This window comes from Glycomyces harbinensis, assembly GCF_900101745.1.
Classification (GTDB): domain Bacteria; phylum Actinomycetota; class Actinomycetes; order Mycobacteriales; family Micromonosporaceae; genus Glycomyces; species Glycomyces harbinensis.
This window is the reverse complement of record NZ_FNAD01000007.1, coordinates 205,273-227,052: the sequence shown is the minus strand read 5'-3', so window position 1 is coordinate 227,052 and position 21,780 is coordinate 205,273. Positions and strand designations below refer to the sequence as shown.

14 protein-coding genes are annotated in these 21,780 nt (G+C 68.6%); 2 read left to right on the top strand and 12 right to left on the bottom strand.

The annotated features are described in order from the left end of the window. Window positions 1-489: 489 nt before the first annotated feature. The 9 genes from BLQ63_RS13825 to BLQ63_RS13785 form a co-directional block, all read right to left on the bottom strand. Window positions 490-1,590 (bottom strand): Gfo/Idh/MocA family protein, encoded by a 1,101-nt coding sequence (locus BLQ63_RS13825; RefSeq protein WP_091035579.1) that lies wholly within the window; start codon window positions 1,588-1,590, stop codon window positions 490-492. Further along, complete coding sequence (locus BLQ63_RS13820) at window positions 1,587-2,324, bottom strand: sugar phosphate isomerase/epimerase family protein (RefSeq protein ID WP_218125252.1); 738 nt, start codon at window positions 2,322-2,324, stop codon at window positions 1,587-1,589. Before BLQ63_RS13820 ends, BLQ63_RS13825 begins: the two co-directional genes overlap by 4 nt. A gap of 129 nt (window positions 2,325-2,453) precedes the next feature. Then, window positions 2,454-4,835, bottom strand: a complete 2,382-nt coding sequence (locus tag BLQ63_RS13815; protein WP_091035573.1) for a WD40/YVTN/BNR-like repeat-containing protein — start codon at window positions 4,833-4,835, stop codon at window positions 2,454-2,456. Window positions 4,836-5,037: 202 nt separating this feature from the next. Beyond that, the gene (locus tag BLQ63_RS13810) at window positions 5,038-6,003 is read right to left on the bottom strand and encodes a carbohydrate ABC transporter permease (RefSeq protein WP_091035569.1); all 966 of its coding nucleotides are present in this window, start codon (window positions 6,001-6,003) and stop codon (window positions 5,038-5,040) included. Further along, window positions 6,000-6,983 carry an ABC transporter permease gene (locus BLQ63_RS13805; protein WP_091035565.1) on the bottom strand — a complete coding sequence of 328 codons (984 nt, stop codon included), beginning with the start codon at window positions 6,981-6,983 and terminating at the stop codon, window positions 6,000-6,002. The genes BLQ63_RS13810 and BLQ63_RS13805 overlap by 4 nt, the downstream gene beginning before the upstream one ends. A gap of 85 nt (window positions 6,984-7,068) precedes the next feature. Continuing rightward, entirely contained in the window at window positions 7,069-8,763 is a 1,695-nt protein-coding gene (locus BLQ63_RS13800) for a type 2 periplasmic-binding domain-containing protein (protein WP_091035563.1), read from the bottom strand. A 407-nt stretch (window positions 8,764-9,170) separates the two neighbouring features. Then, a complete protein-coding gene (locus tag BLQ63_RS13795; RefSeq protein WP_177154933.1) occupies window positions 9,171-11,237 on the bottom strand; it encodes a glycoside hydrolase family 36 protein in 2,067 nt (688 codons plus the stop codon). A gap of 116 nt (window positions 11,238-11,353) precedes the next feature. Beyond that, entirely contained in the window at window positions 11,354-12,814 is a 1,461-nt protein-coding gene (locus BLQ63_RS13790; protein WP_091035558.1) for a DUF5605 domain-containing protein, read from the bottom strand. A 101-nt stretch (window positions 12,815-12,915) separates the two neighbouring features. Further along, entirely contained in the window at window positions 12,916-13,230 is a 315-nt protein-coding gene (locus tag BLQ63_RS13785; RefSeq protein WP_143014889.1) for a hypothetical protein, read from the bottom strand. A gap of 536 nt (window positions 13,231-13,766) precedes the next feature. On the opposite strand from BLQ63_RS13785, the gene BLQ63_RS13780 reads away from it, so the two are divergent. Further along, a complete protein-coding gene (locus tag BLQ63_RS13780) occupies window positions 13,767-14,861 on the top strand; it encodes a glycoside hydrolase family 62 protein (RefSeq protein ID WP_091035552.1) in 1,095 nt (364 codons plus the stop codon). 316 nt (window positions 14,862-15,177) lie between these two features. Beyond that, on the top strand, window positions 15,178-16,260 hold the full coding sequence (locus BLQ63_RS13775; protein ID WP_091035549.1) for a LacI family DNA-binding transcriptional regulator: 1,083 nt from the start codon (window positions 15,178-15,180) through the stop codon (window positions 16,258-16,260). Window positions 16,261-16,313: 53 nt separating this feature from the next. Here the strand turns inward: BLQ63_RS13775 and BLQ63_RS13770 are convergent, their stop codons facing one another. The 3 genes from BLQ63_RS13770 to BLQ63_RS13760 all read right to left on the bottom strand — a co-directional run bounded on the left by BLQ63_RS13770 (window position 16,314) and on the right by BLQ63_RS13760 (window position 21,710). Continuing rightward, window positions 16,314-18,725, bottom strand: coding sequence for a glycosyl hydrolase 53 family protein (locus BLQ63_RS13770; RefSeq protein WP_091035546.1), 2,412 nt, complete (start codon window positions 18,723-18,725; stop codon window positions 16,314-16,316). Between the two features lie 25 nt (window positions 18,726-18,750). After that, window positions 18,751-20,127 carry a BNR repeat-containing protein gene (locus tag BLQ63_RS13765; RefSeq protein ID WP_177154932.1) on the bottom strand — a complete coding sequence of 459 codons (1,377 nt, stop codon included), beginning with the start codon at window positions 20,125-20,127 and terminating at the stop codon, window positions 18,751-18,753. 281 nt (window positions 20,128-20,408) lie between these two features. Further along, window positions 20,409-21,710 carry an RICIN domain-containing protein gene (locus tag BLQ63_RS13760; RefSeq protein WP_091035539.1) on the bottom strand — a complete coding sequence of 434 codons (1,302 nt, stop codon included), beginning with the start codon at window positions 21,708-21,710 and terminating at the stop codon, window positions 20,409-20,411. Between the last annotated feature and the right edge of the window lie 70 nt (window positions 21,711-21,780).

Sequence of the window (21,780 nt, the reverse complement as noted above, 5' to 3'; positions counted from 1 at the left end):
CACCCGGCCTGGAAGTAAAAGACCTGAGCGTCGTGGCGGACGGTAGGGACGGTCACCACAAGTGCGGTCAGTCGAAACATCGAGCAAGGCGCTCGGCCGGATAGACCACGGTCGAGCATCTTGCTTGGGCAGGGCCGGAAGCGACCCTCGCCCAATGCGAGTGACGCCCACGAGCAGTCGCTCGCCGACCGTCTTCGGATTCTGGGCCGCGACCATCCCAACACGCCCCTCACCCGCGGCAACCTCGCCGCTTGGCTCAGCAGCGAAGTCCGAGGGGTCGAGCCGAGGGGCGCGTTCGTCAGAAGCTGAGACGGCACGGCCCGCACCTCCCCCGTCCGGCGCCCACGGCGGCACCATCTAGTCGGGCGCCTTTGGCGCTGAAAGGACCGGCCATGGCCTGCGAATACCAGATGACGAAGTGCTCGCTGATCTCATAGGCCAGTCCCGAGCGCAGACGCCGTGGGGCCCCTCGCCTCAGGTCGGCCGTAGTCAGAGTGTGCGGGTCGTCGGATCCCAGTGGTGCGGAAGGGAGTCGGGTCGGGTCACCGTGCTCTGCGGTTCGACGGCGCTCCCTGACGCCGCCGCGTCCGCGATCGCGGCCATGACGTCGAGCACGTGGAAGGCGACGGCGGCCGAGGCCCGCTCGTCAGTGCCCGATCGGATGGCGCGGGCCAGATCGAGCACGCCGGCGCCCCTGCCGTACTCGGCTCCGACGGCCTCGATCTCGTCCGGCTCGCCACCGTCCCGCCACAGCCGTGAGGGGCCGCCGAAGCCGTTCGGGTCGGGGAGCGCGAGCGTGCCCGAGGTTCCGGTGATCTCGACGAGGCCGGCCCGCACCAGGTGGGACTCGAAACTGAACACGGCCACCGCGCTCGCGCCGCCGGTGAACTCCAGCAGTGCGCTGTGCGCCGTCGGCACGTTCACCGGGAACTCCGTTCCAGCGCGCGGACCCGAGCCGATGGCACGCGTGGCATGGGACCGCGACGAGGTCGCGCTTGCGCGGCGCACCGGACCGAAGACGTGGACGAGGGCGGTCAGGTAGTACGGTCCGATGTCGAACAGCGGGCCGCCGCCGATGTCGAAGAGGAACTCCGGGCTCGGGTGCCACGATTCGGGGCCGGGAGACTGCATGACGGCCAGGGCGGTGAGCGGTTCCCCGATCTGCCCGTCCCTGACGGCCCGCAGGCCGGTCTGGATGCCGGAGCCGAGGACGGTGTCGGGTGCGCACGCGACCCTGAGGCCGCGCCGCCTCGCCTCGTCCAGCAGCAGCCGGCCGCTCTCGCGGTCCATCGCGACGGGCTTCTCGCTCCACACGTGCTTGCCGGCGCGCAGGATCTCGAGGCCGACCTCCACGTGCACGGCGGGGATCGTCAGGTTCACCACGATCTCGATGTCCTCGCGCGCAAGCAGTTCGGCCACCGTTCCCGACGCGGGGACGCCGAACGCGTCCGCCTGCGCGTTGGCCCGGTCCGTGTCGAGGTCGGCCACGAACCGCACGGCGAGGTCAGGGAAGGTCGTGAGGTTCCGCAAGTACTCGCCGCTGATGACTCCCGCGCCGATGACACCGACGCCTACGAGCCCGCCGTTCATGACGCCTGCCCGGAGACGAACCGCAGGCTCTGCGCGATCCCGTCGAAGAGGTCGCCGGCGTAGTCGTCGAACTCGATCACCCGCACCGCCCGGGGCGCGGCCGCCAGGATCTCCTTGACGGGCATGTCGCCCGATCCCGCGGGCTGCTGCGCGGACGCGTCGGTGCTGCGGGGTCCGTCCTTGACGTGGAGCAGCCGCACGCGGTCGCCGAGCCGGGTGAGAAGCGCGGGCGCGCTCGCGCCGCCGACCTCGGCCCAGTAGGTGTCGACCTCGAGCACCACTGCGGAGTCGAGCCGATCCGCGAACACGTCGAAGGCGTTGCGTCCGTCGATGTCGGACTCGAACTCCCAAGTGTGGTTGTGGTAGCCGACCTCGATGCCGAGCGGCCCAGCCTGGGCGGCGACCTGCCCGAGCCGGTCTGCGACGGCGGAAACGCCGTCCGCGGTCTCCCAGCCGTGGCGGATCATCGGCTCGATGAGCGTCCGCATGCCGAGGGCGGCCGCGGCGTCGAGCGCACGCTCGGCATCGGCCTGCTCGACGAGCGGCGCGTGGCCCGAGAGCGCGGTGAGGCCCGAGTTCGCGAGCGCGGTGCGGTACTCGTCCACTCGGTCGACGAAGCCGAAGAGTTCGACGTTCGCGAAGCCGAGCCCCGCTAGGCGGTCGAGCGTTCCCTGCAGATCGGCGGCGAGCGCGTCACGCACGCTGTAGAGCTGCACCGAAAGCGCGGCGGTCAAATTGAACTCCTTCTGGACAGGGGGATCTGTATCGGTCGGAGGCGGATCGCAATAGGACGAACCGCGGGAGCCTCGCCACGAGCGGTGCCACATCGGCGATGGCCGCCCCGCGTCGCGAGCTTCCTCCCGTCAGGCGATGTCGCCGTAGATGATGCCGCGGCCGTTGGTGGCGAGGTAGACGCGGCCGAAGATGAGCGGGTCGCCGGTGATCGCGGACCCCGCATAGGCCCACTGGTGCTCGTCGTCGTTGATGCGGGTCCAGGTGGTGCCGCCGTCGATCGAGCGGTAGATGCCGGCCTTGCCCCCGGTCAACGCCGACGTGTAGATCGCCGGGTATCCGGAGCGCTTGGCGGCCTTGCCGAAGCCCATGGACTCCGCCGTCTCGAACTCGGTGATCTGCTTCCAGGCGGTGCCGCCGTCCTTGGACTGCCACATGCCGCCCGGGATGCCTTCCTCGTCGTCGCCGCGCCCGGCGAGCCAGACGTGGTTCTTGCGGCCGGGCACGGCGCGGAAGTCGTCGACACCTCTGGTGGGCAGGCCCGTCGCCCCGGTGTCGGCGAACGTCAAGCCCCCGTCGGTGCTGCGGTAGAACGTGCCGCCCGAGAACGAGTACAGGACCGACGCTCTGACGCGGTCGGCCCGGATCTTCGCCCCCGCCGGGAGACCCTCGACCGGGTTCCACGTCTCGCCCAGGTCGGTGCTGTACACCGGGGTGACCTCGGAGTCGCCAGGCGTCCAGAAGATCCGGGACCCGTCCGCGGTGATCGCGACGGTGCCGCCGTGGCCGTCGCCGGGGACGCCTTCGACGCGCGCGGCGTTCCTCCAGGTCTTGCCCCGGTCGGTGGAGACGCCGACGTGGCCCTTCTCGTTGCCGTGCACATTGCCGGTGCCGACGACGATGTCCGGGTTCGCCTGGGCGAAGTCCACACTGGTGCCCGTGGACCAGTCGGTGTCGATCATGGGCTCGGCCCGGTCGAGGTCGGTGTGGACGAAGCCGCCGACGTCGCCGACAGCGGAGACGAGCGTCCCGCCGAGCGCCGCGAGGTCGAGGACCGCGCACTCCTCCACGCCTTCGGCGCGGACCCCGACCGTGAACTGCTCGATCGGCAGCGGGACGCGCTCGCCGGCCTCGTTCTCGCCGATCAGCTCGCCCTGGGAATCCCACTGGGTCAGCTCCTCGGCGCCCCAGATGGTGGCGCCGGTGCCCCACATGATGCGGTCGGAGTCGTGCGGGTCGATCGCGAAGGCGTCGATCATCCAGCCGTGCTTGACGGCGTAGGCCGGTCCCTGGTCCTCCCCGTTCCACGACAGCCACGGGCTGCCCGAGCTGTCCATGACGAACCGGTCGTGGCGGTCCTGGCCCTCGGCGTAGTCCCAGCTGAGCGACCAGGTCTGGCCGGAGTCGGTGGAGCGGTACAGGATCTCGTCAGGCCACCAGTTGTTGCGCGTGGCCGCCATCAGAGTGCCGGGGTTCTGGCGGTCGACGGTGATCCCTCCGAAGCCCGGGATCACGCCGCGGGGGTTGTAGGACGGGGTCACGTCGGTCCATTCGCCGGTCTGGGTCGCCAGGCGCTGGATGCGGCCGCCGTCGCCCGAGGCGGGGGCACCGTTGTAGGGGCCGGGGTCGTGGCCGGTGACGACGTACAGGTACCCGTTGGTGTTGTCCACAGCGGACTGCTGGGGGAAAGTGCGGTTTCCGTCGGCGGAGCCGAGGGCTTCGACGGCCCCGGGCACGGCCTGCCAGGTCGCCCCGCCGTCCTCGGAGACGTAGAGCGGGTCGGCCGGATCGGCCACGCCCACATAGACCTTGCCGCCGATCTGGTCGAAGTCGATCCAGATGACGCCCTGGTTGTCGGCCTGGGTGGGGTTGTTCGGGTCGATGACGAAGTCGCCGGGGTTGGGGAAGTTCTCGACCTTCGCCCAGGTGCGGCCGTGGTCGGCGGAGCGCCACAGGCCGTTCCCGTTGGGGGTGCCGAGGTAGAGCTCGGCGTTGTCGGCGGGGTTGACGGCGAGGCGTTCGCCCATGCCGCGGCCGGGCATGTTGCCGCCCTGCTTGAACGGGAGTTCGGCGATGCCCCAGGTGTCGCCCCTGTCGTCGGAGTGGAGGATCGCGCCGTTGTTGGGGTCCCAGTCGATCGTGTAGGTGCCGACGGCGGCGTAGACGCGGTCGGTGTCGACCGGGTCGGTGGCCATGGAGACCACTCCCGCATAGCCCCACTTGTCGCGGCCGACCCAGTCCAGGAGCGGCTTCCAGGTCCGGGAGTCCTCCTGCCACCGGTAGCAGCCGCCGATGTCGGTGCGGGCGTAGATCAGGTTCGGCTCGGTCTCGTTGAACACGATGCCGGACACGAAGCCGCCGCCGTTGATGACGGCGTTCTTCCACGTGTAGCCGTCGATCTGCTTCGAATCGGCGTTCTCACCGGCCCAGGCGGAGAGGGCCCCGGTTGCGATCGCGGCGGTCGCCGCGGCGGCGCCCACGGAGGCGGTGGCGGTGAACGTGCGTCGTCGCATGATGTTCTCCTTTGCGTTGGGTACTCGAGGTTGTGGAACTTCGAGCCGGACCAGGTGCGGTCTGGCGCTGGTTCGGATGCTGTTCCGGTGTCGGGCATCGCGGATGGTCGGGCGTGTCGCGGGGAGGCGGGATATGGGCGCCCGGACCCGGATCCGGTCCGGGCGCCCTTCCCTTCGGTCCGCCCTCACACGGACCGCGGGTCTATCCCTTCACGGCGCCGGTGATGACGGCTTTCGTGAAGTGCTTCTGGATGAACGGGTACATGATCACGATCGGGACGATCGTGCACACGACCACGGCCATCTTGAGTGCCGCGGTAGGGGCCGCTTCGCCTTGGGACTGGTACTGGGCGGCGGCCTGTGCGCCGTCCGGGAGCCCCTGACTGGACATGAGCATCCGTTGCAGCACCACCTGGATCGGCTGGGTGTCCAGGCCCGGCGTGTACAGCACGGCCTGGAAGTAGAGGTTCCAGTAGCCGACCGCGTAGAACAGTGCGATGACGGCGAGGATCGCCTTCGACATGGGCAGCACGATCCTGAACAGGGTCCGGAACTCGCCGGCGCCGTCCATCTTGGCGGCGTCGAGGAGCTCGCCGGGGATCGAGTTCATGAAGAACGCGCGGAGGATGATGATGTTGAAGGTGCCCACGGCCCCGGGCAGGATGAGCGACCAGTAGCTGTTGAACAGCCCCAGTTTCTGCACCACCAGGAAGCTCGGGTACATGCCGGGTCCGAACAGGAACGTCAGCAGGATCAGCCACAGGATCGGGCGGTGCAGCAGCGAGCCGGTGCGCGAGAGCGCGTAGGCGCCGCAGATCGTGAGCACCATGCTGATGGCCGTACCGACGACGGTGAGCATGGTGGTCATGACCAGCGAGTCGGTGAGCGCGCCACCGCTGAAGATCTCGCGGTAGGCCTGGAAGCTCACGTCGGTGGGCAGGATCAGGAGGTTGCCGCCGGCGCGGGTCAGCGCCTCCTCGCTCGCGAAGCTGGTGGCGACGACCGCCCAGATCGGGAGGACGATGGCGGCGGCGTAGCAGAGCAGGAACAGGGCTTTGACGGCCTTGCCGGCCGGCGAGGGTTCTTCGTCCCAGATGGGGCGGTTGCTCTTGCGCCGCGGCTTGATGCGGAGATCGGTGGCGGTGGCGCGGATGTCGGTGGTGGTCATGACTTCTGGTAGATCCCTTGCTCTCCGAGGCGGTGCGCGATGTTGTTGGCGACGAGGATCAGGATCAGGCCGATGACGCCTTTGAACAGGCCCGCGGCGGTGCCGAACGATTCGCCTTGGTTGCCGATGATGCTCTGGTAGTAGACGAAGGTGTCGAGCACTTCGGTCGACTGGTAGCCGATGGACTGGCGCTGCAGCTGGTACTGCTCGAAGCCGACGGAGAGGATGGATCCGATCTGAAGGATCAGCAGCAGGATGATGACCGGTCGGATGCCGGGCAGGGTGATGTGCCACATCCGCCGCCAGCGGTTCGCGCCGTCGGAGGCCGCGGCCTCGTACAGGCTGGGGTTGATCGAGGCGAGGGCCGCCAGGAAGATGATCATGCCCCAGCCGGCGTCCTTCCAGGCCCACTGCATCCAGACCAGCAGGAGGAAGGTGTCGGGATTGGAGGTGAAGTTGAGCCGTTCACCTCCCCCGCCCATGATCCAGTTGGAGATGAGGCCGTCGGAGCCGAGGACCTGGACGAAGACGGTGACGACCAGGACCCAGGAGAAGAAGTGGGGCAGGTACACGATCGACTGGAAGGCGCTGCGGGCCTTGATGGAGATGATGCCGTTCATGGCCAGTGCCAGCACAATGGACAGCGGGAACATGAAGACCAGGTTCAGTGCCGCGAACTTCAGGGTGTTGAGCAGCGCCGGCGTGAAGTACGGGTCGGCGAAGAGCCGCTCGAACCAGGCGAAGCCGACGAACGGGTTCTCCCAGAAGGGCCGGTAGGGGCTGTAGTCCATGAACGCGATGATGTTCCAGGCCGTGGGCCAGTAGTGGAACACCGCGAGGTGGGCGACCACCGGGAGCGCCAGCAGCAGCAGGGGCCAGTCATGTCGAAACCGCTGGGCCACCGTGCGTTTGCGCCTGACGACCAAACGGTCCGGGGTTCGGTCCGCGTCCGGTGGGGCCGTGCTCTGGAGTGTTGCCATCGCTTGAGATTCCAGTCGTCGTAGATCCGGTGAGGAGGCGGGAGGCGGCCGGGCGACCCGCGTGACGGGGCCGCCCGGCCGGGCGTCATTCGCCGTGAACGCTCTCGTACGCCTCCGTGTAGTACTCGCGGGCGGCCTCGCCGCCGTTGTTCATGTACGTCTCGACCATTTCGGGGATCGACGAGAGCTCGGCGCGCCCGTAGGCGATGTCGTTCTGCTGATCCCAGAGCGTCTGGCCGGCGGCCTTCGCGTCGGCCGGGGCCTCGATCCGCATGCCCGCGAACGGGTTCTCCGCGGCGTACTGCTGGGCGGCGGCGTGGAAGTCGAACCGCTTCTGGACCACGTCGGGGTCGCCGGTGAGGAAGGTCTGGACCTGGCCGACGACGACCTTGTAGTTGATCGGGGCCAGGACGAGTTCGGACCCGAGTTCGGTGTAGACGGGGGAGCCGTCGTTGCCGAGGGTGAAGTGCTCGCCTTCGACGCCGTACTGCAGCAGCTCATACTCGGTGGTGCCGTATGGAGACGCGCACCAGTTCGCGACGTCCAGGATCTCCTCGACCTGCTCCCGGCCGAGGTCCTTGTTGAGGAAGGTCCAGCCGTCGATGGAGGTGTTCATGGAGATCAACGGCTCGCGGCCCTTCGCGCCCAGCGGAGGGAGCGGGTTGATCTCGCCTTCGGCCTCGCCCCGCTTGACCTGGAGCGCGTAGTCGTTCCACCAGACCATGCTGTCCTGGGTGAACAGGACGTTCCCGGCCTTCTGCATCGCGTGTGGGTCGAGGGTCCCGGTCGGGGCGTCGGGGTGGATGAGCTGCTCGTCCCACAGGGTGCGGCGGAACTCCATCATCTCGGTGAACTCGGGCCGCTCGACGTTGTGGATCATCTTCTTCTGGTCGGGGTCCCAGTTCCAGCCGTCGGTGCCGCCCAGGCTGAACCACTGCCCGACGAACCAGTCGAGGCCGGCGAAGGCCCACTTGCCGTTCGCGTCGTCGGACCAGGCCCGGCAGACCTCCAGGAGCTCCTCGACCGTGGTGGGCACCGCCAGGTTCGCCCCTTCCATCAGGTCGGTGCGGAACATGACGGCGTTGCCCGGGCCGCCGGAGAAGCCCATGGGGATGCCGTAGACGCCGGCGCTGTCGGGGTCCTTGAGGTCCTTCGACCAGACCGACTGGCCCCATGACGAGGTGGGCAGGCCGGCCAGCAGCGGCCAGCGCTCGGCGATGTCGCCCTTGAGGATGTCGGTCAGGTTGTAGAAGTTGTTGACGACGGTCTCGGTGAAGTTGCTGTGGGAGCCGAGCATCCAGCTGAAGATCTGGATGGCGTCGCCGTACTCGTTGGCCTTGAGCCACTGCACCGAGGTGTCGGCGAAGGTGTTGCCGTCGGCGTGGCGGAGGTTGATGGTGGTGCCGCCCCAGGCGTCGGTCACGGTCGTGTAGTACGGGTCGTCCCCGGCCGGCGTGTCGCCCCAGATCGGCACGGTCATCTCGTAAGTGCCGCTGCCCGAAGGCACTTCGGACACGGCCTGGACCGGCTCGGGGTAGGAGATGAAGGCGGAGGGGTGGTTCGGCGGCTCGCCCACGAGGTCGGGCTCGACCGGCAGCGGCCATTCCTGGTATGTCGGCAGGAAGTCGAAGCCCTCGGTCGCCTGAACGCTGCCGCTGCCGGACTCGATGTCGCTGCAGGCCGCCAGGGCGGGCAGTCCTGCGGCCCCGGCGACGCCGAGACCGGCGACCTTGAACAGGGAGCGCCGTTTGAAGGGCGCGGTCGAAGAGGGAACGGGCATGGAGAGGTCCTTTCGAGGATGCTGCCGAAAGGGTTGAAGCAGCGAAGAATCATTAAATTTAGATATGCCTACAAACGAACAGTAAGCCGAGAGCCCTTCCTTGCACAAGGCTTGCCCGCGAAAAAGATCAGATGAATAGCCGCAAACGTTCCCGGTGTCAGCGTCTGACACTGGAATTTCGTAGACTTTTGACGGTTTCCGACCGTGGTGTCCTAATGGAATCGACCCTCGGGGCAGATATAGATCCAGCGAATATCCCAAGCAGCGGATGTCCCTGGTTCCCGATGACGATCCCGGTCGACCGTCTGGTCACGCCCGAGTCGAAATACCGGGCCGCCGCAGCGACCCTGCCGCCGGCCGAAACGACCGCGCAGCAGGCTCCCGGCGGCCCGGCGGTGGACCCTGGATCAGCGTCGCACCGTGAAGATCCTGGCGGCGGGTCCCGCCGGCAGCTCGACGACCGGCGTCTCGCCGTCGGTGCGGATCGTCCACTCCGGCAAGGCGACCGGGTACGCCTGCTTCAGGTCCCGCCCGCGCAGTCCTGGCAGCGCGACCTCCGCAGCCTCACCGCGCGACCACAGCGCCAACAACGACTCGGATCCGGTGTCGAGCTGCAGCGCGATCACCTCGTCCCCCCAGCCCGGAAGCCCCAGCGGCCACACCGGATGCGACCCGGCGATACGGTGGCGCCAGTCCTTATGCAGCGCAACGGCCTCGCGCACCAGATCGGACTGCTCCGCGCTCAACTCGTTGAGGAACCCGGAGAGGTACAACCGGCCCATGACGCCCGCCGTCATCGCGAACGCCGTCTCCTCCAAGGTCATCGACGCGGCCGGATACGCCCAGTTCCCCGCCTGCTCGGGAAGGATGCTCGCGGGCGCGGCCGCCGCGATCGGCGCGTACTTCCGGAAGTCCTGCTGGTCTGAGGTCGACTGCAGATGCGCCGCCGAAAGGATGTTGTAGTCCATGCGCAGCGCACCCGAACCGCAGTTCTCGAACAGCACTCCCGGATGCCGGGCCTGCAGGCCGAGCAGCCAGTCGCGGAAGGCGCGGGTGTGACCGAGCAGCCCGGCCCCTGGCGCGGTCGCGTCCACTTCGGTCCCGGCACCGATGTTCCGGTTGTAGTCGAGTTTGAAGAACTCGAGCCCGAACTCGTCCACCAGCCGGTCCACCGTCTCGTCCAAGTGCGCGCGCGCCGCCGGATGCCGCAGATCGAGCTGGAAGTTCCCCGCCACGATCACCCGCTCGCCGAACCGCCGGAAGAACGCCTCCTCCGGCAACCGCTTCGCGATCGCCGACTCGACCCCGACGGCCTCCGGCTCCAGCCACAACCCGGGCCGCATGCCGGCGGCGCGGATGGCGTCGACGACCGACGACAAGCCGCCGGTGAACCGCCCGGGAGCCTCGAGCCACTCGCCCGTGCTGACCCACCAGGCGCTGCCGGGCGTGGCGTACCACCCGGCGTCGATGCAGAAGTACTCCGCGCCCGCCTCGGCCGCCGACGCGATGAGCGGCAGCAGCTTCTCCGTCGACGGCTCGCCCATGAGGGTGTTCATGTAGTCGTTGTAGACCAACGGCAGCCGCGCGTCGACCGGGCGCACCTCGCGGATCGCGCGCCGGTAGTCCGTGAGCGCCGCGAAGGCCGCGTCCCGGCCGCTCGCGGCCACGCAGAGTCCGGCGGGCACCGAGGTGAACTCCTCGCCCGGCGCCAGCCGCGCGGCGAACTGGTGATGGCTGTCGGTAGCGCCGAACACGCCCACCGTCACGGCGCTCCCGGTCTGCGCCACCTCCCAGTGCCAACCCGCGCTGGTCTCGACCTGCCACGCGATCGAAGGGACGGTCTCTGCCGCGAGGACCCCGGTCGGCAGGAACGAACCGGTCGACCAGCTCCCATGGCTGGTCAGCGAGAAGATCCCGCGCGGGTGCTGGCCGCCGTGCATCGCAGGATCGATGTCGGGCAGCAGCTCGCTCAAGGGGCGCTGCCGCCAGCGCCCCTCGGCCCCCCATTCGCTCTGGCCCCAAAGGAGGTCGTGCGCGCCGTCGGCGGGAACGGCCACGAGCGCCGAGCTCACCGAGAGCAGTATGAGGCTCCGGTCGCCGACGTTGCGCACGGCATTTCGGATCTGGAGGCCCGGTCCGGCGACGCGGAAGACGCTGAGCACCTCGATGCCGAACTCCGGTGCGCGCTGGCGGATCCGCAGCTCGGTCTCATTCGATTCGTGGCCCTCGTAGCGGAGCCGCTGCCCGGCACTTGAGTAGAGGAGGCCCTGGTCGTTGCCGGCGTGCTCGACGCCGGCGGTGGCGACGTCCACGATCGCCCACGGCGCGGCCGCTGACGGCGCCTCGGGTGCGGTCGCGAGGTGCACGAGCCGCACGGGCCGGTCGTCGCGGTGGTCGAACTTCAGGTGGAGCCCGGGGAGGGTCCACTCGAAGTCCGGATCCTCGTCACGATGCAACGGCGCTTGCGATGTCATTTGATACTCCGCTCTCGATTGAAACACGTCTATGCGCCAACGGTGCCGGTGCTCGCGAACGCCCTGCGGCCGTTGATTGGTGAGGAATGCGTTGGGGGGGTCCTTACCCTGGTCACTCATCGTTTTTCGGCGAGGATGCGAACGGCCATGTATTCGCGGCCGGGAAGGGAGACGCGGATGGTGCCCTCGGCGTGGTCGGCGACGCGTTCTACGGTCATGTTCCAGGTGTCGATCACGTCGACCGCCCAGCGCTTGCCTTCGGGGAGCGGGAGTTCGCGGAAGCGGGGGCGGCTGAACCCGAAGTAGGTGACCTCGTATTCACCGGCGACCCCGCCGACTCGCGCGTCCCAGTTCGAGGGGAGCGGGTCGAGGGCCCCGGTCGGGGATGCGGCGATGACCTCGCGCAGGAAGCCCATGCGGGCCGGGCTGGTGCCGACGAGTTCGCCGCCTTTGGACCACCAGAGTTCCTCGGCGTCGTTGAGGTAGGTCTCGCCGTGCGCGACGTAGCCGCCCCGTACCGCGCCCTCCCAGCAGCGCCGGGTCAACTCCTCGCCGGAGATGTTCCCCCAGCCTTGGTCGATGTCGCCTTCGTAGGCGCACTCGTCGATCACGACCGGCTTGCCCCAGCCCTCGCGCCACTCGTCGGTGAACTCGGCGGTCCGGTAGACGTCCTGGCGCTGGACGCTGGAGTGGGTGATCCACGGCTTGGCGTAGTCGTAGAACGGGCCGCAGTTGTGGATCGAGTTGAGGTGCCCGTGCGGGTCCGCTTCGGTCACGACGGCGGCCAGTCGCTCCCAGTCGTCCTCGGTCTTGGCGTCGAACAGGTCGTACTCGTTGGCCATGGACCACCACACGTTCGCGTAGGCCGCGAGGCGCCGGACCGTGTAGCGGGCCAGCCGGTCGTCGGCTTCGGCGCCGAGGTCGGCGAATCCCCACCGGTCGTAGGGGTGGAAGAGGATGACGTCCGCTTCGATCCCCATGTCCTGCAAGGCGGCCACTTCCTGCTCGGAGCGGCGGAAGAACGCCGGGTCGAACCGGGTCGTGTCCCAGCCTTCCTCGACCGAGCCGGGGAAGGGGTAGCGCTCGGGCTCGACGTGGTTGTACTGGTACCACTTGGGCAGCAGGCACATCCGCACCTTGTTGAACGGCCCCGCGGCCAAGGTCCGGCGGGTCTGGTCCCGCAGGCGCTCGACCTGGTGGGTCCACGCGTAGGCGGTGGTGCCGACCGGGAGGTAGCGGGTGCCGTCACTGTGCGCGAAGTGGAAGCCGTCGGCCCGGACCGGACCATGAGCGCCCGGTGCCGGTGCGGTGCAGGTGAACTCGCCGGTCGCGCCGTCGAGTGCGGGGACGTTCGAGGCCGTCGTGAAGGTCCACTGTCCCTCGGCGTCGGGCATGAAGCGGACCCGGTGGATCCCGTCCCCGTCGTAGAACCCCCCGACTCGCATCTCCCGCTCACCGTCGTTGAAGACCGCTACCAGGTCGACGTCGGTGAACGGGTTGCCTTCGGCGGGGCAGTGGAGTTCGATTTCGTACACGCCCCAGCGGGCGCAGCTCTCAGGTGCAGCAGGCTGGTTCATCGGATCCTCTCGGCGGCCGTCGCGGCCTCATTCTTACGGATGGCACAACTTACTACGCGGATCGCGGTCGTCCAAGGCTGAATTGCTCCAGGGCAGCCGACTCAGCCGCATGCAAGAAAGCGGAGCGCTGAAGCGGCGAGGGTGTTGCCGACGTTCCAGCCCGGCTGCATGGCCGCGACCTGCTCGATGGCGGTCATCGACTGCTGCGGTTCGCTCACCGTGCCGTCGCAGAGGCGGCCGTTGGCGTTGAAGCCGCCCGACCATTGGCCGGTGACCTGGCATTCGACCTCGCAGCCTTCGGGGGCTGCGTTAGCGCTGACCGCGCCGATCAGTCCCGCGGTCAAGGCGGTGATCGCGGCGGCGGCGATCGCGCCGATGCGCATTCGTCTCCTATGGACGGTGTTCGAACTCTTCACGACTCTCCTCGGGGGAAGGCGGGTTCCGTGAGGGAGCGGCGTCGCCGCTGGAGGCCTTGCGCGTGATCAGACTAAGTTTGGTGACCAAACTTTGTCAAGAGTTCGACGAGCGCTCTTCGATGCCGCATCGTCCGCCTTCCGTCGCAGGACAGTCGCCGCAGGTGGCGGCGGCCCGATCTGCGGCCAGGCGGTCGCACCGACGGCCGCGGCGGCCCCGGATGAGGCCTTCGATCAGCTCACGGGTGGTCGCCGCCGCGCTCGACCTCGTCTGTCTACTCAGGACATCAAGCGATATCGGTAGGTTCGAAGAAGTATGAGATCCTTAGGGGCGCTTGGAAACCCGGCTCGGAACAGAGACTAGATCATCGCGACGGCCTTACGGCAGGTGTTCCAACAAACTTTTCGCAAACCGTTGACTACATATCGAGACGTCTCTATAGTTCGAAACACCCGGAAAGATCATCAGATGTTTCGGAACCAAGTTGCGACGTGTGATCGATAACAGGCAATTTTGCCTGCTCACGGAAGGGAAATTCATGCAACGAACACTTCGAAATCGCGTGCTGGGCGCGGCGACGGCGCTCGCCGTGGTCACCACTCTGGCCTCGAGTGCGCTCATCGCCAACGCCCAGACCACCGACGGCGGCAGCGCCGACGAAGTCGGGGCGCAGGGCCTCCCGACCTCCTACCAGTGGGAGTCCACCGGGCCCCTGATCGGCCCGAAGCCGGACGCGACGCACAACGTCGTCTCCGCCAAGGACCCGACGATCGTCCGCCACGACAACGAGTGGCTCGCCTACTACACGGTGGCGAACACGCCCCAGGGGCACTGGAGCCTGGCCTTCTCCAAGTTCTCCGACTGGTCTCAGGCCGCAGACGCTCCCGTGACCTACCTGGACACCAACCCGAACATCGGCTCCCGGTACGCCGCGGCGCCGCAGCTGTTCTACTTCGCGCCGGGCGACGAGTGGTACCTGGTCTACCAGACCGGGCCGCCCTCGTACTCCACCAGCAAGAACCCAGCCGACCCGCAGAGCTGGTCGGCGCCGAAGAACTTCATCGACGAAACGCCTCCCATCGTCGAGGAGAACAGCGGCGGCTGGCTGGACTTCTGGAACATCTGCGACGACAGCATGTGCTACCTGTTCGCCGCCGACGACGACGGGCGCGTGTACCGCTCGGAGACCACGATCGGCGAGTTCCCGAACAACTTCCGCAACACCCAGATCGTCCTGCAGGACACCCGTGACCTCCTCTTCGAGGGCGGCGCGGTCTACCAGGTCGACAACTCCAACCAGTACCTGCTGATCTGGGAGGCGATGGGCTCCAACGGCCGCTACTACCGCTCGTACACCGCCGACGGCCTCACCGGGCAGTGGCAGCTGCAGAACGGCGACCAGAGCGATCCGTTCGCCGGGATCGCGAACGTGACGTTCCCCGACGGCCAGTGGACGGCCGACATCAGCCACGGCGAGCTCATCCGGTCCGGCAACGACCAGAGGATGAACATCGACACGGGCAACCTCCAGATGCTCTACCAGGGCCGCGACCCGAGCACCGACGGCATGGAGTACTCCCAGCTGCCGTACCGCCTCGCGCTGCTGACCCTCACGGGCGGCGGCTCGTGCTGACCCCGATGAACCTCTCTTCCTCAGCCATTGAATCCACAAGGGAGTCATCGATGCAAGCGGCACCCGACCTCGCGGTCCTCCACCGCTGGCAGCTCGCCCCGGTCGGCTCCACCTGCGGCGCCGACACCGTACTGGCCGACATCCGCCAGGGGTCCAACGCCTGATTCCCCATGGGGCGGCCGGTGCTTCCGAGCGATACCGAACCGGCCGCCCCACCCCGATCCCAGGCTCCGAGTGCTTCCGGCGCTCGACGCCGCAGCCGCAAAGGCGATCTGGTGGGGCTCGATAGACTCGGTGAGCGGCTCCCCCGCCGCAAGTGCGAGCCCTGACTGCCACCGAGGCGCCCCTGCCGCCCGCACTCGACGACCACGCAGGCGGTGAAGGCATGGCGAAGGACGGCAAGATCACCATGAGCGATGTCGCGCAGCTCGCGGGCGTGTCGACGATGACGGTCTCCAACGTCATCAACGAACGGGTCCGCGTCAGTGAAGACGCGCGCGAACGCGTCCTCGCCGCCATCCGCGAATCCGGGTACCAGATCAATCCGTCCGCGCGGAATCTGCGGGCGGGGCGCAGCGGCGTCATCGGGCTCGCCGTTCCCCAGGTCGGCAACACCTACTTCGGGATGATGGCCGAGCTGGTCATCGAGGAGGCGCGGCGGCGCGGCTATCATGTCGCGATCGAGCAGACCGGTGCCCTCGCCGCCGGCGAGGCCGCGGCCATCGCCCAGTCGCGCAGGCTTCAACTGGACGGCCTCATCCTCTCCGCGGTCGAGGTCGACTCGCTGGTCCCGCCGGTGCCCGTGCAGGGCTACCCGATCGTGCTCATGGGCGAGCAGGACCCGGCAGGCCGCTTCGACCACATCACGGTGCCCAACGAGGCAGGCACCGCGGCGGCCACCGAGCACCTGATCGACCAGGGCTGCCAGCGCATCGCAGTCGTCACCGGGGGAAATCTCGATCGGCTCACCATGTTCACGCGGCGCTACAACGGATACCGGACGGCGCTGGAGGACCGCGGCCTCGCGACCGATCCGCGACTGCGGTTCATGGTCGATGCGCTGTCCCGGGAGGGCGCTCGCAGCACCGGTCGCCGCATCGCCGAGGCGGGACTGGGGATCGACGGGGTGGTCGTGTTCAACGACACCGTCGCGATGGGGGTCATGCGCGGCCTGCGGGACCGCGGCGTCAGCGTTCCCGGCGACATGCGCGTCATCGGCTTCGATGACGTCCCCGAATCCGCGTCCTTCATCCCCTCGCTGTCCACCGTCCATCCCGACCACCGGTGGAAGGCCGCCAAAGCGGTCGATCTCATCATTTCGCGCATCGCCGACCCCTCGAGCCCACCGCGCCAGTACACCGTCCCGTTCGAGATCGTGCGGCGCGAGTCCACCGCCTGAATCGGCATCGGTTCGGCGGCCGCCCTATGGGAGCGGCCGCCGAAGTCACCTGCTCAGAGCCCCGCGCACTGCGCGCTCCTGGCGCCCAGCACTCGGTTGGGCGTCCCGTGGTGGACCGGCGCCGGCTCGTTGCCGGCGCAGGAGAGGGGGCCGAATATCGTGTTGCCCGCCAACACGTTCCATCCGGTCGTGTCGGTGATCGTGACCGGCCCGGTCAGCCGGTTCGGGTCGCAGCCGAGTTCGGGGTCGCCGAGGGCGACGGCCGACCCTCCGGTCAGGGTCACCGGGCCGAGCACTCGGGTATCGCACAGCGCCACCAGGTCCGCGCCGTCGGCGGCGATCGGGCCGGTGATCTGGGCCCCGTCCGCCACCAGTCCGGCGCCTTCGGCCACGGTCACCGGGCCGAACACGCGGGCGTTGTCGTCCAGGCAGGTGGTGCCGGCCTTGACCGACAGGGTCCCGAAGCGCGTGCCGCTGACCACCGCGTCGCAGGCGACCGAGGCGTACTCGTCCACCACGGAGACGACTGCCTCCACCTGGCCGTACTCGGTCGTGCCGGTGACGGCGAGCCGGCCGGGGGTCGCGGTGGCCACGGCCGGCAGGTCCTCCCAGTCGACGGGGACCGGCCTCAGCGAATCGTCCTCAGTGGTCAGGACGTTGACCGAGTCCGGAAGCACTGGGGTGCCCCCGGTCTGGACCGCGGTGTAGACGGTGTCCTCGAGGATGTGGGTGGCGCGGCTCTGGTTGTAGACGTCGATCGAGGCGTTGGGCTCGGAGGTGTTCGCCATGTCCGGCACTGACCGGAACATCGACTGGAAGCTCGCCGGCTCCCAGGTGAGCGCCCCGACGCCGCGATTGTCGGCGACGTCGTTGACCATCTGGAACACCGCCTGAATGGCGTCGGCCTGGCCCTGCACCGTGCGGGGGAACGTGGAGTTGGGCATGGTGCCGCCGCCGGTGGCGGGGTACGACGTCTCCGCGATCTCCAGGTCGTACTGCGGGTAGGCGGTCGCGAGCGTGTGCAGATGCGCCTCCATCTGCTCGAGGGTGCCGTGGTGCTCGGGGTAGTAGGAGAGCCCGAGCACGTCGAAGTCCTGGCCTTTGGCGGTCAACCGGGTCGTCAGCTGCTCCCAGTACTCCCCCGCCTTGTCCATGCCGCTGATGCGCCCGATGACCGAGTGCAGTTCCACTTGCGTCTCAGGCGAAGCGTCGCGGACCGCGGCGATCCCGGCGGCAAGGAGGGTAGTGAACCGGTCCCAGGAGTCCAGGTACAGCTGATACTCGGCGGGGTCTGCGGAATGCCGGTACTGCCAGAGGATGCCGCCGCCGGGCTGCGACTGGTAGACGTGCGCCTGATCGCGGAAGTACGCCGGGTTGGCCCCGGTGTGCACCGCTTCCGTGGCGGGGGCACCGACCGCTTCACTGCCCCACATGAACCCGTTGGCGATCTCGTTGCCGACCGCGACCTTGTCCGGGACCGTGCCCTGCTCGACGAGCTGTGCGACGTAGTCGTGGGTGTAGTCGTACACGGCGTCGGTCAGCTCGTCGAATTCCAGCTCGGCCCACGCCCGGGGCTTGGGCTGTTTGCTCGGGTCCGCCCACGAGTCGGCGTAGTGGAAGTCGATTCCCAGGCCGAGTCCGCGCTCGGCGACCCACTGCGCCGAGGTCAGTGTCCGCTCCGGCCCTTGGTAGGGGATCGTGTTCGGGCTGCCGGTGGACTCGTTGCGGGGCTCGTTGAACACCCGCAACCGGGTGTACTCCAAGCCCCGGTCCTCCATCACGTCGAGCAGGAACGGGCCGGCGCCGCGGTCCTCGTCGACCTGCGGGTGGACCCAGTACTCCCGGTTCCTGTTGTCGTCCATCCAGGACAGGTCCGCACCGAGGACGAGGTCGTCGCGAAGGTAGTTGAAGACCATGAGTTCGCTGACGCCGATCTCGGCGCCGGGCGAGGCTCCGGTGACCGTGACCCGCACGTACCTGGTGCCCGGCCGAGTGAACAGGTCGACGCCGCCCGCGCCCGGGACGGCGGCGTCCGACCGGTCGGCGATGACCTCCCACTCCTCACCGTCCGGCGAAGCCTCGACGACGTACTGGTACACGGCGCCGACGTCGGGAAAGGTCACGTGCACCTTGCGGACGTTGTCGTACGTCCCGCCCAAGTCCAGCTGCACCCATTGCCCCGGGCCGGTCTCCGTCGGCGTCCAAGCGGTGCCGGCGTCCTGGTCGATGGCCGCGGCGGCGGTGTCCGAGCCGCTGCTCGCGCTCGCCTCGACCCAGCCCTTCTCGGCGAGGTTGCTCTCGATCGGCTGTATGTCGGCGTCGCCGTACAAGGCCGATGCCGGTGTCGCCGAACCGAGCACGCCCGTCCCGGTCAGGACGAGCACCGCAGCGGCACTCGCGGCCGTTCGGTGCAGCCGAGCCCGGCGGCCGGCCGAGGGGCCCGTTCGATTGCTGGTGGTACGCATGCGTCACTCCAAAAGAGGTCGGTTGCTAAAGGGTTGTCGCCCAATGGAGCGCATCGATCCGGCTGCCGCCGTATCGGGGGGCGAAGACCGAGACGGCGCCGTCGAGCAGCCGGGCGTGGTCGAGCAGCGGATCGGAGTAGTACTCGACGCTCGAGGTGTACCGAGCGGCCCAGTCGGTCCAGCCCGACGCCTTCGACGCCGTGTAGACGCTCAGCCTCCTCGTCGAAGAGTTCCCGGCGGCGATGTACAGGTTGTCGTTCGCGTCGACCCCGAGGTCGGCGCGGGTCATCACGCCCGTGTAGGACAGCACCTGCCGGTTCCATGCCTTGGTGGGCTTGTCGCGCCAGTAGTGCACCAGCACGGACTTCCGTCGCGCACTGTCGAAGTCGGCGTCGCTGGAGACCGAGGGGGCCATGTGCGAGGCGAGCACGTGGACGTGGCCCGCGCGGTCGACCACTTGCGACTCCTGGTTCATCAGGCCCCGGTTCTGTCCGATGCCGACCACCCGCAAGCCGGCCGAGTCGGCGACGAGCGGGTTCGAACCGGTGGTCGCCACCGTGTTGCCCGCGTTGTTGCGCCAGGTGCGGCCCTGGTCCTTGCTGTAGGCGTAGTAAAGGTCGTGGTTGGTGCTCGCGTTCGGCGTCTCCCGCACCGTCCAGGTGGCGTGCAACAGGTCGCTCGTGTCGAGTCCGGTGTCGTCGTACTCGATGCCGAAGAGGTACGCGTTGTTGTCGGCGCGCGTGCCGTTGAGGAACTGCCCCAGGTACCTCCAGGTGCCGCTCCGGTATTCGAAGAGCACCAGGTCGCCCGCGCCGCTGGCGCCGGTGCGGATGCTCATCTGCAGCACTCCGTCCGGGGCCCGGAAGAACCGCGGGTAAGTCGCTTGTGACAGGCGCTGGCCTCCGAGCGAGTCGGTCACGGCTCCAAAGCTCGCCGTCGACCAGGCCGCGGTCGCCGGGGACGTCGCCAGGCCTGCGATCGACTTGCGGTACTTCAAAAGCGAGTTGTGCATGTCGAAGGCGAGGTGCATCGTGCCGTCCTGACCGGAGACGCCGATCGAGATGGTGTTGTGCGAGTCGGTCGAGGTGGTCCGGTAGTCGCCGAGGCGGATGGTCTGCCACGCGCCGGCGGCGATCGCGCGGCGGGCAAGGTTCACATGGCCGGCCTGGTCCCACCACGCCGTGTACTGCCAGCCGTTGAACGTGGTGATGCCGTCCTGCTGGAACGACTCCCCGTTCATGTAGCCGGTGTAGGTGAGCGCGGTGCGGCCGTCGGTGGTAAGCGTGGTGACCGTCGGCGATCCGAGCGAGGGTGCGGCCGCGGCGGCCGACCCCGCCGTGAGGTCGAGCAGCGCTGCCGGTGCGGCGATGAGTGCCGCGCCGAGGGCGGTCCGACGTTTCATGTGAGCCTCCTGGTTGTCGGTGCTGCGAAGGCCCACCGGCGACCGCGATGACCGCGGCCGCCGGTGGGGAGTGTGGATCGTGAGTGTTGGCCGCGCGCCCCGGGCGTTCCGGCACAGGCGCCCGGGGCGGCGGAGTCCTACGGGGTGTGGATGTCGGGCCAGGGATTGGTGGTGACGTCCGAGCCGATGTAGAAGCTCGGGTGCGGCGGCACTGAATGCCGGGAGGCCGTGCGGCGTCACCGGACCGGATTGCATTGAATCGTTCTAATCTCATGGCCGGCTCAGACGGGTTGGCGGGTGAAGCGCTGGTTGTCGTTGCCGTTGTAGGGGTACTGGGTGACTCGAGCACCGTCGGCGGTGGAGTACTCCCACACGTCCATGGCCAGGCCGGACTGCCGGTTGATGATGCTGACGACGCCGCCGCCGTGCTCGGTGAGGCGCCAGTGCTGGCTCGTGGCACCGGTGTCGGCCTGCTGGGTGATGTCCGCCCCGTTGGCGTTGCTCGCGACCTGCAGGACGAGGCCGGAGTGCCGCGCCTTGATCTTGAAGTGGCCCTCGCCGGCGTCGACGAACTCGAACTGCTGGTTGGTCCGGCCGGTGGAGGACCACTGGAGCAGCTTCGCCCCTGCCGCGGTGGAGAGGCCGTCGATGTCGGCGTACTTCCCGCTGTGCCGGGCGATCAGGCGGTAGGCGCCGGGTTGGCCGGACGAGTCGCCCAGCTCGGCCTCCCATCGGGTGTTGGATCCGGCCGCGTCGGCCGGGAGGCGGTCGCGGGCGGCGGTGTCGCCGTACATGGTCCAGCGGGCCCAGTCGACGACCGTAGTGGGGAAGCGCTGGTCGCTCCAGAAGCTGGTGTGGCTGCCGCCGACGAAGGTGAGGAAGGCTTTGGGCCAGGTCATCTCGGCGTAGGCCTGCCGGGCCGAGCTGTACCCGGTGAGGTCGTCGCGGTCGCCGTGGACGAACAGGACCTTGGCGTTGACCGAGCTCGACGGGGTGCCCTGGTCGGTGCACGACTGCGGGTTGGCGGAGATGATGCGGCTGTCGGCCCAGCGGGTCAGCAGGCCGTGCGTGGTCATGCCGCCGAGGGAGTGGCCCGAGACGCCGACGCCGATGTCGGTGCGGATGTGCCCGGCGAGCGGCCCGCTCGTGTTGAGCGCGAGGGTGTTGGTGATGGCCTGCGAGACGTCCTTCGGGGTTTCGCCGTTGCCGACGTCGCTGGGGTTGTGGTTGAAGTGCGGGGCGGGGACGATGAAGCCCGCCTCGGCCAGGCGCCGGATGATGAACAGCGAGTTCTGCGGGCTGCTCTGGAAGCCGTGGGTGAAGTTGTAGACGGGGAAGACGCCGTTGGCGACCGGGGCGTCCGTCACCGGGTTGCCTCCGGCGGAGCCGGTGGCCGGGTAGTAGACGTAGGTGGTGACCGCGCGGCTGCCACGGGTCCAGTTGTAGCGGCGCACGCCCACGGCGAACGGGTTGGCCGGGGCGGGATCGGCGAGTGCCGGGGCTGCGCCGAACAGGGACGTGGCGCCCGCGCCGAGCACCCCGGCAGCGCCGAGGCCGAGGAAGGTCCGTCGTTGCATTGGCATGAGAACTCCTTCAAGGAGAGTCGTGAGGGTTACTGAAAACGTTCCCAGGCACGATGCTCGGCGGACGCCG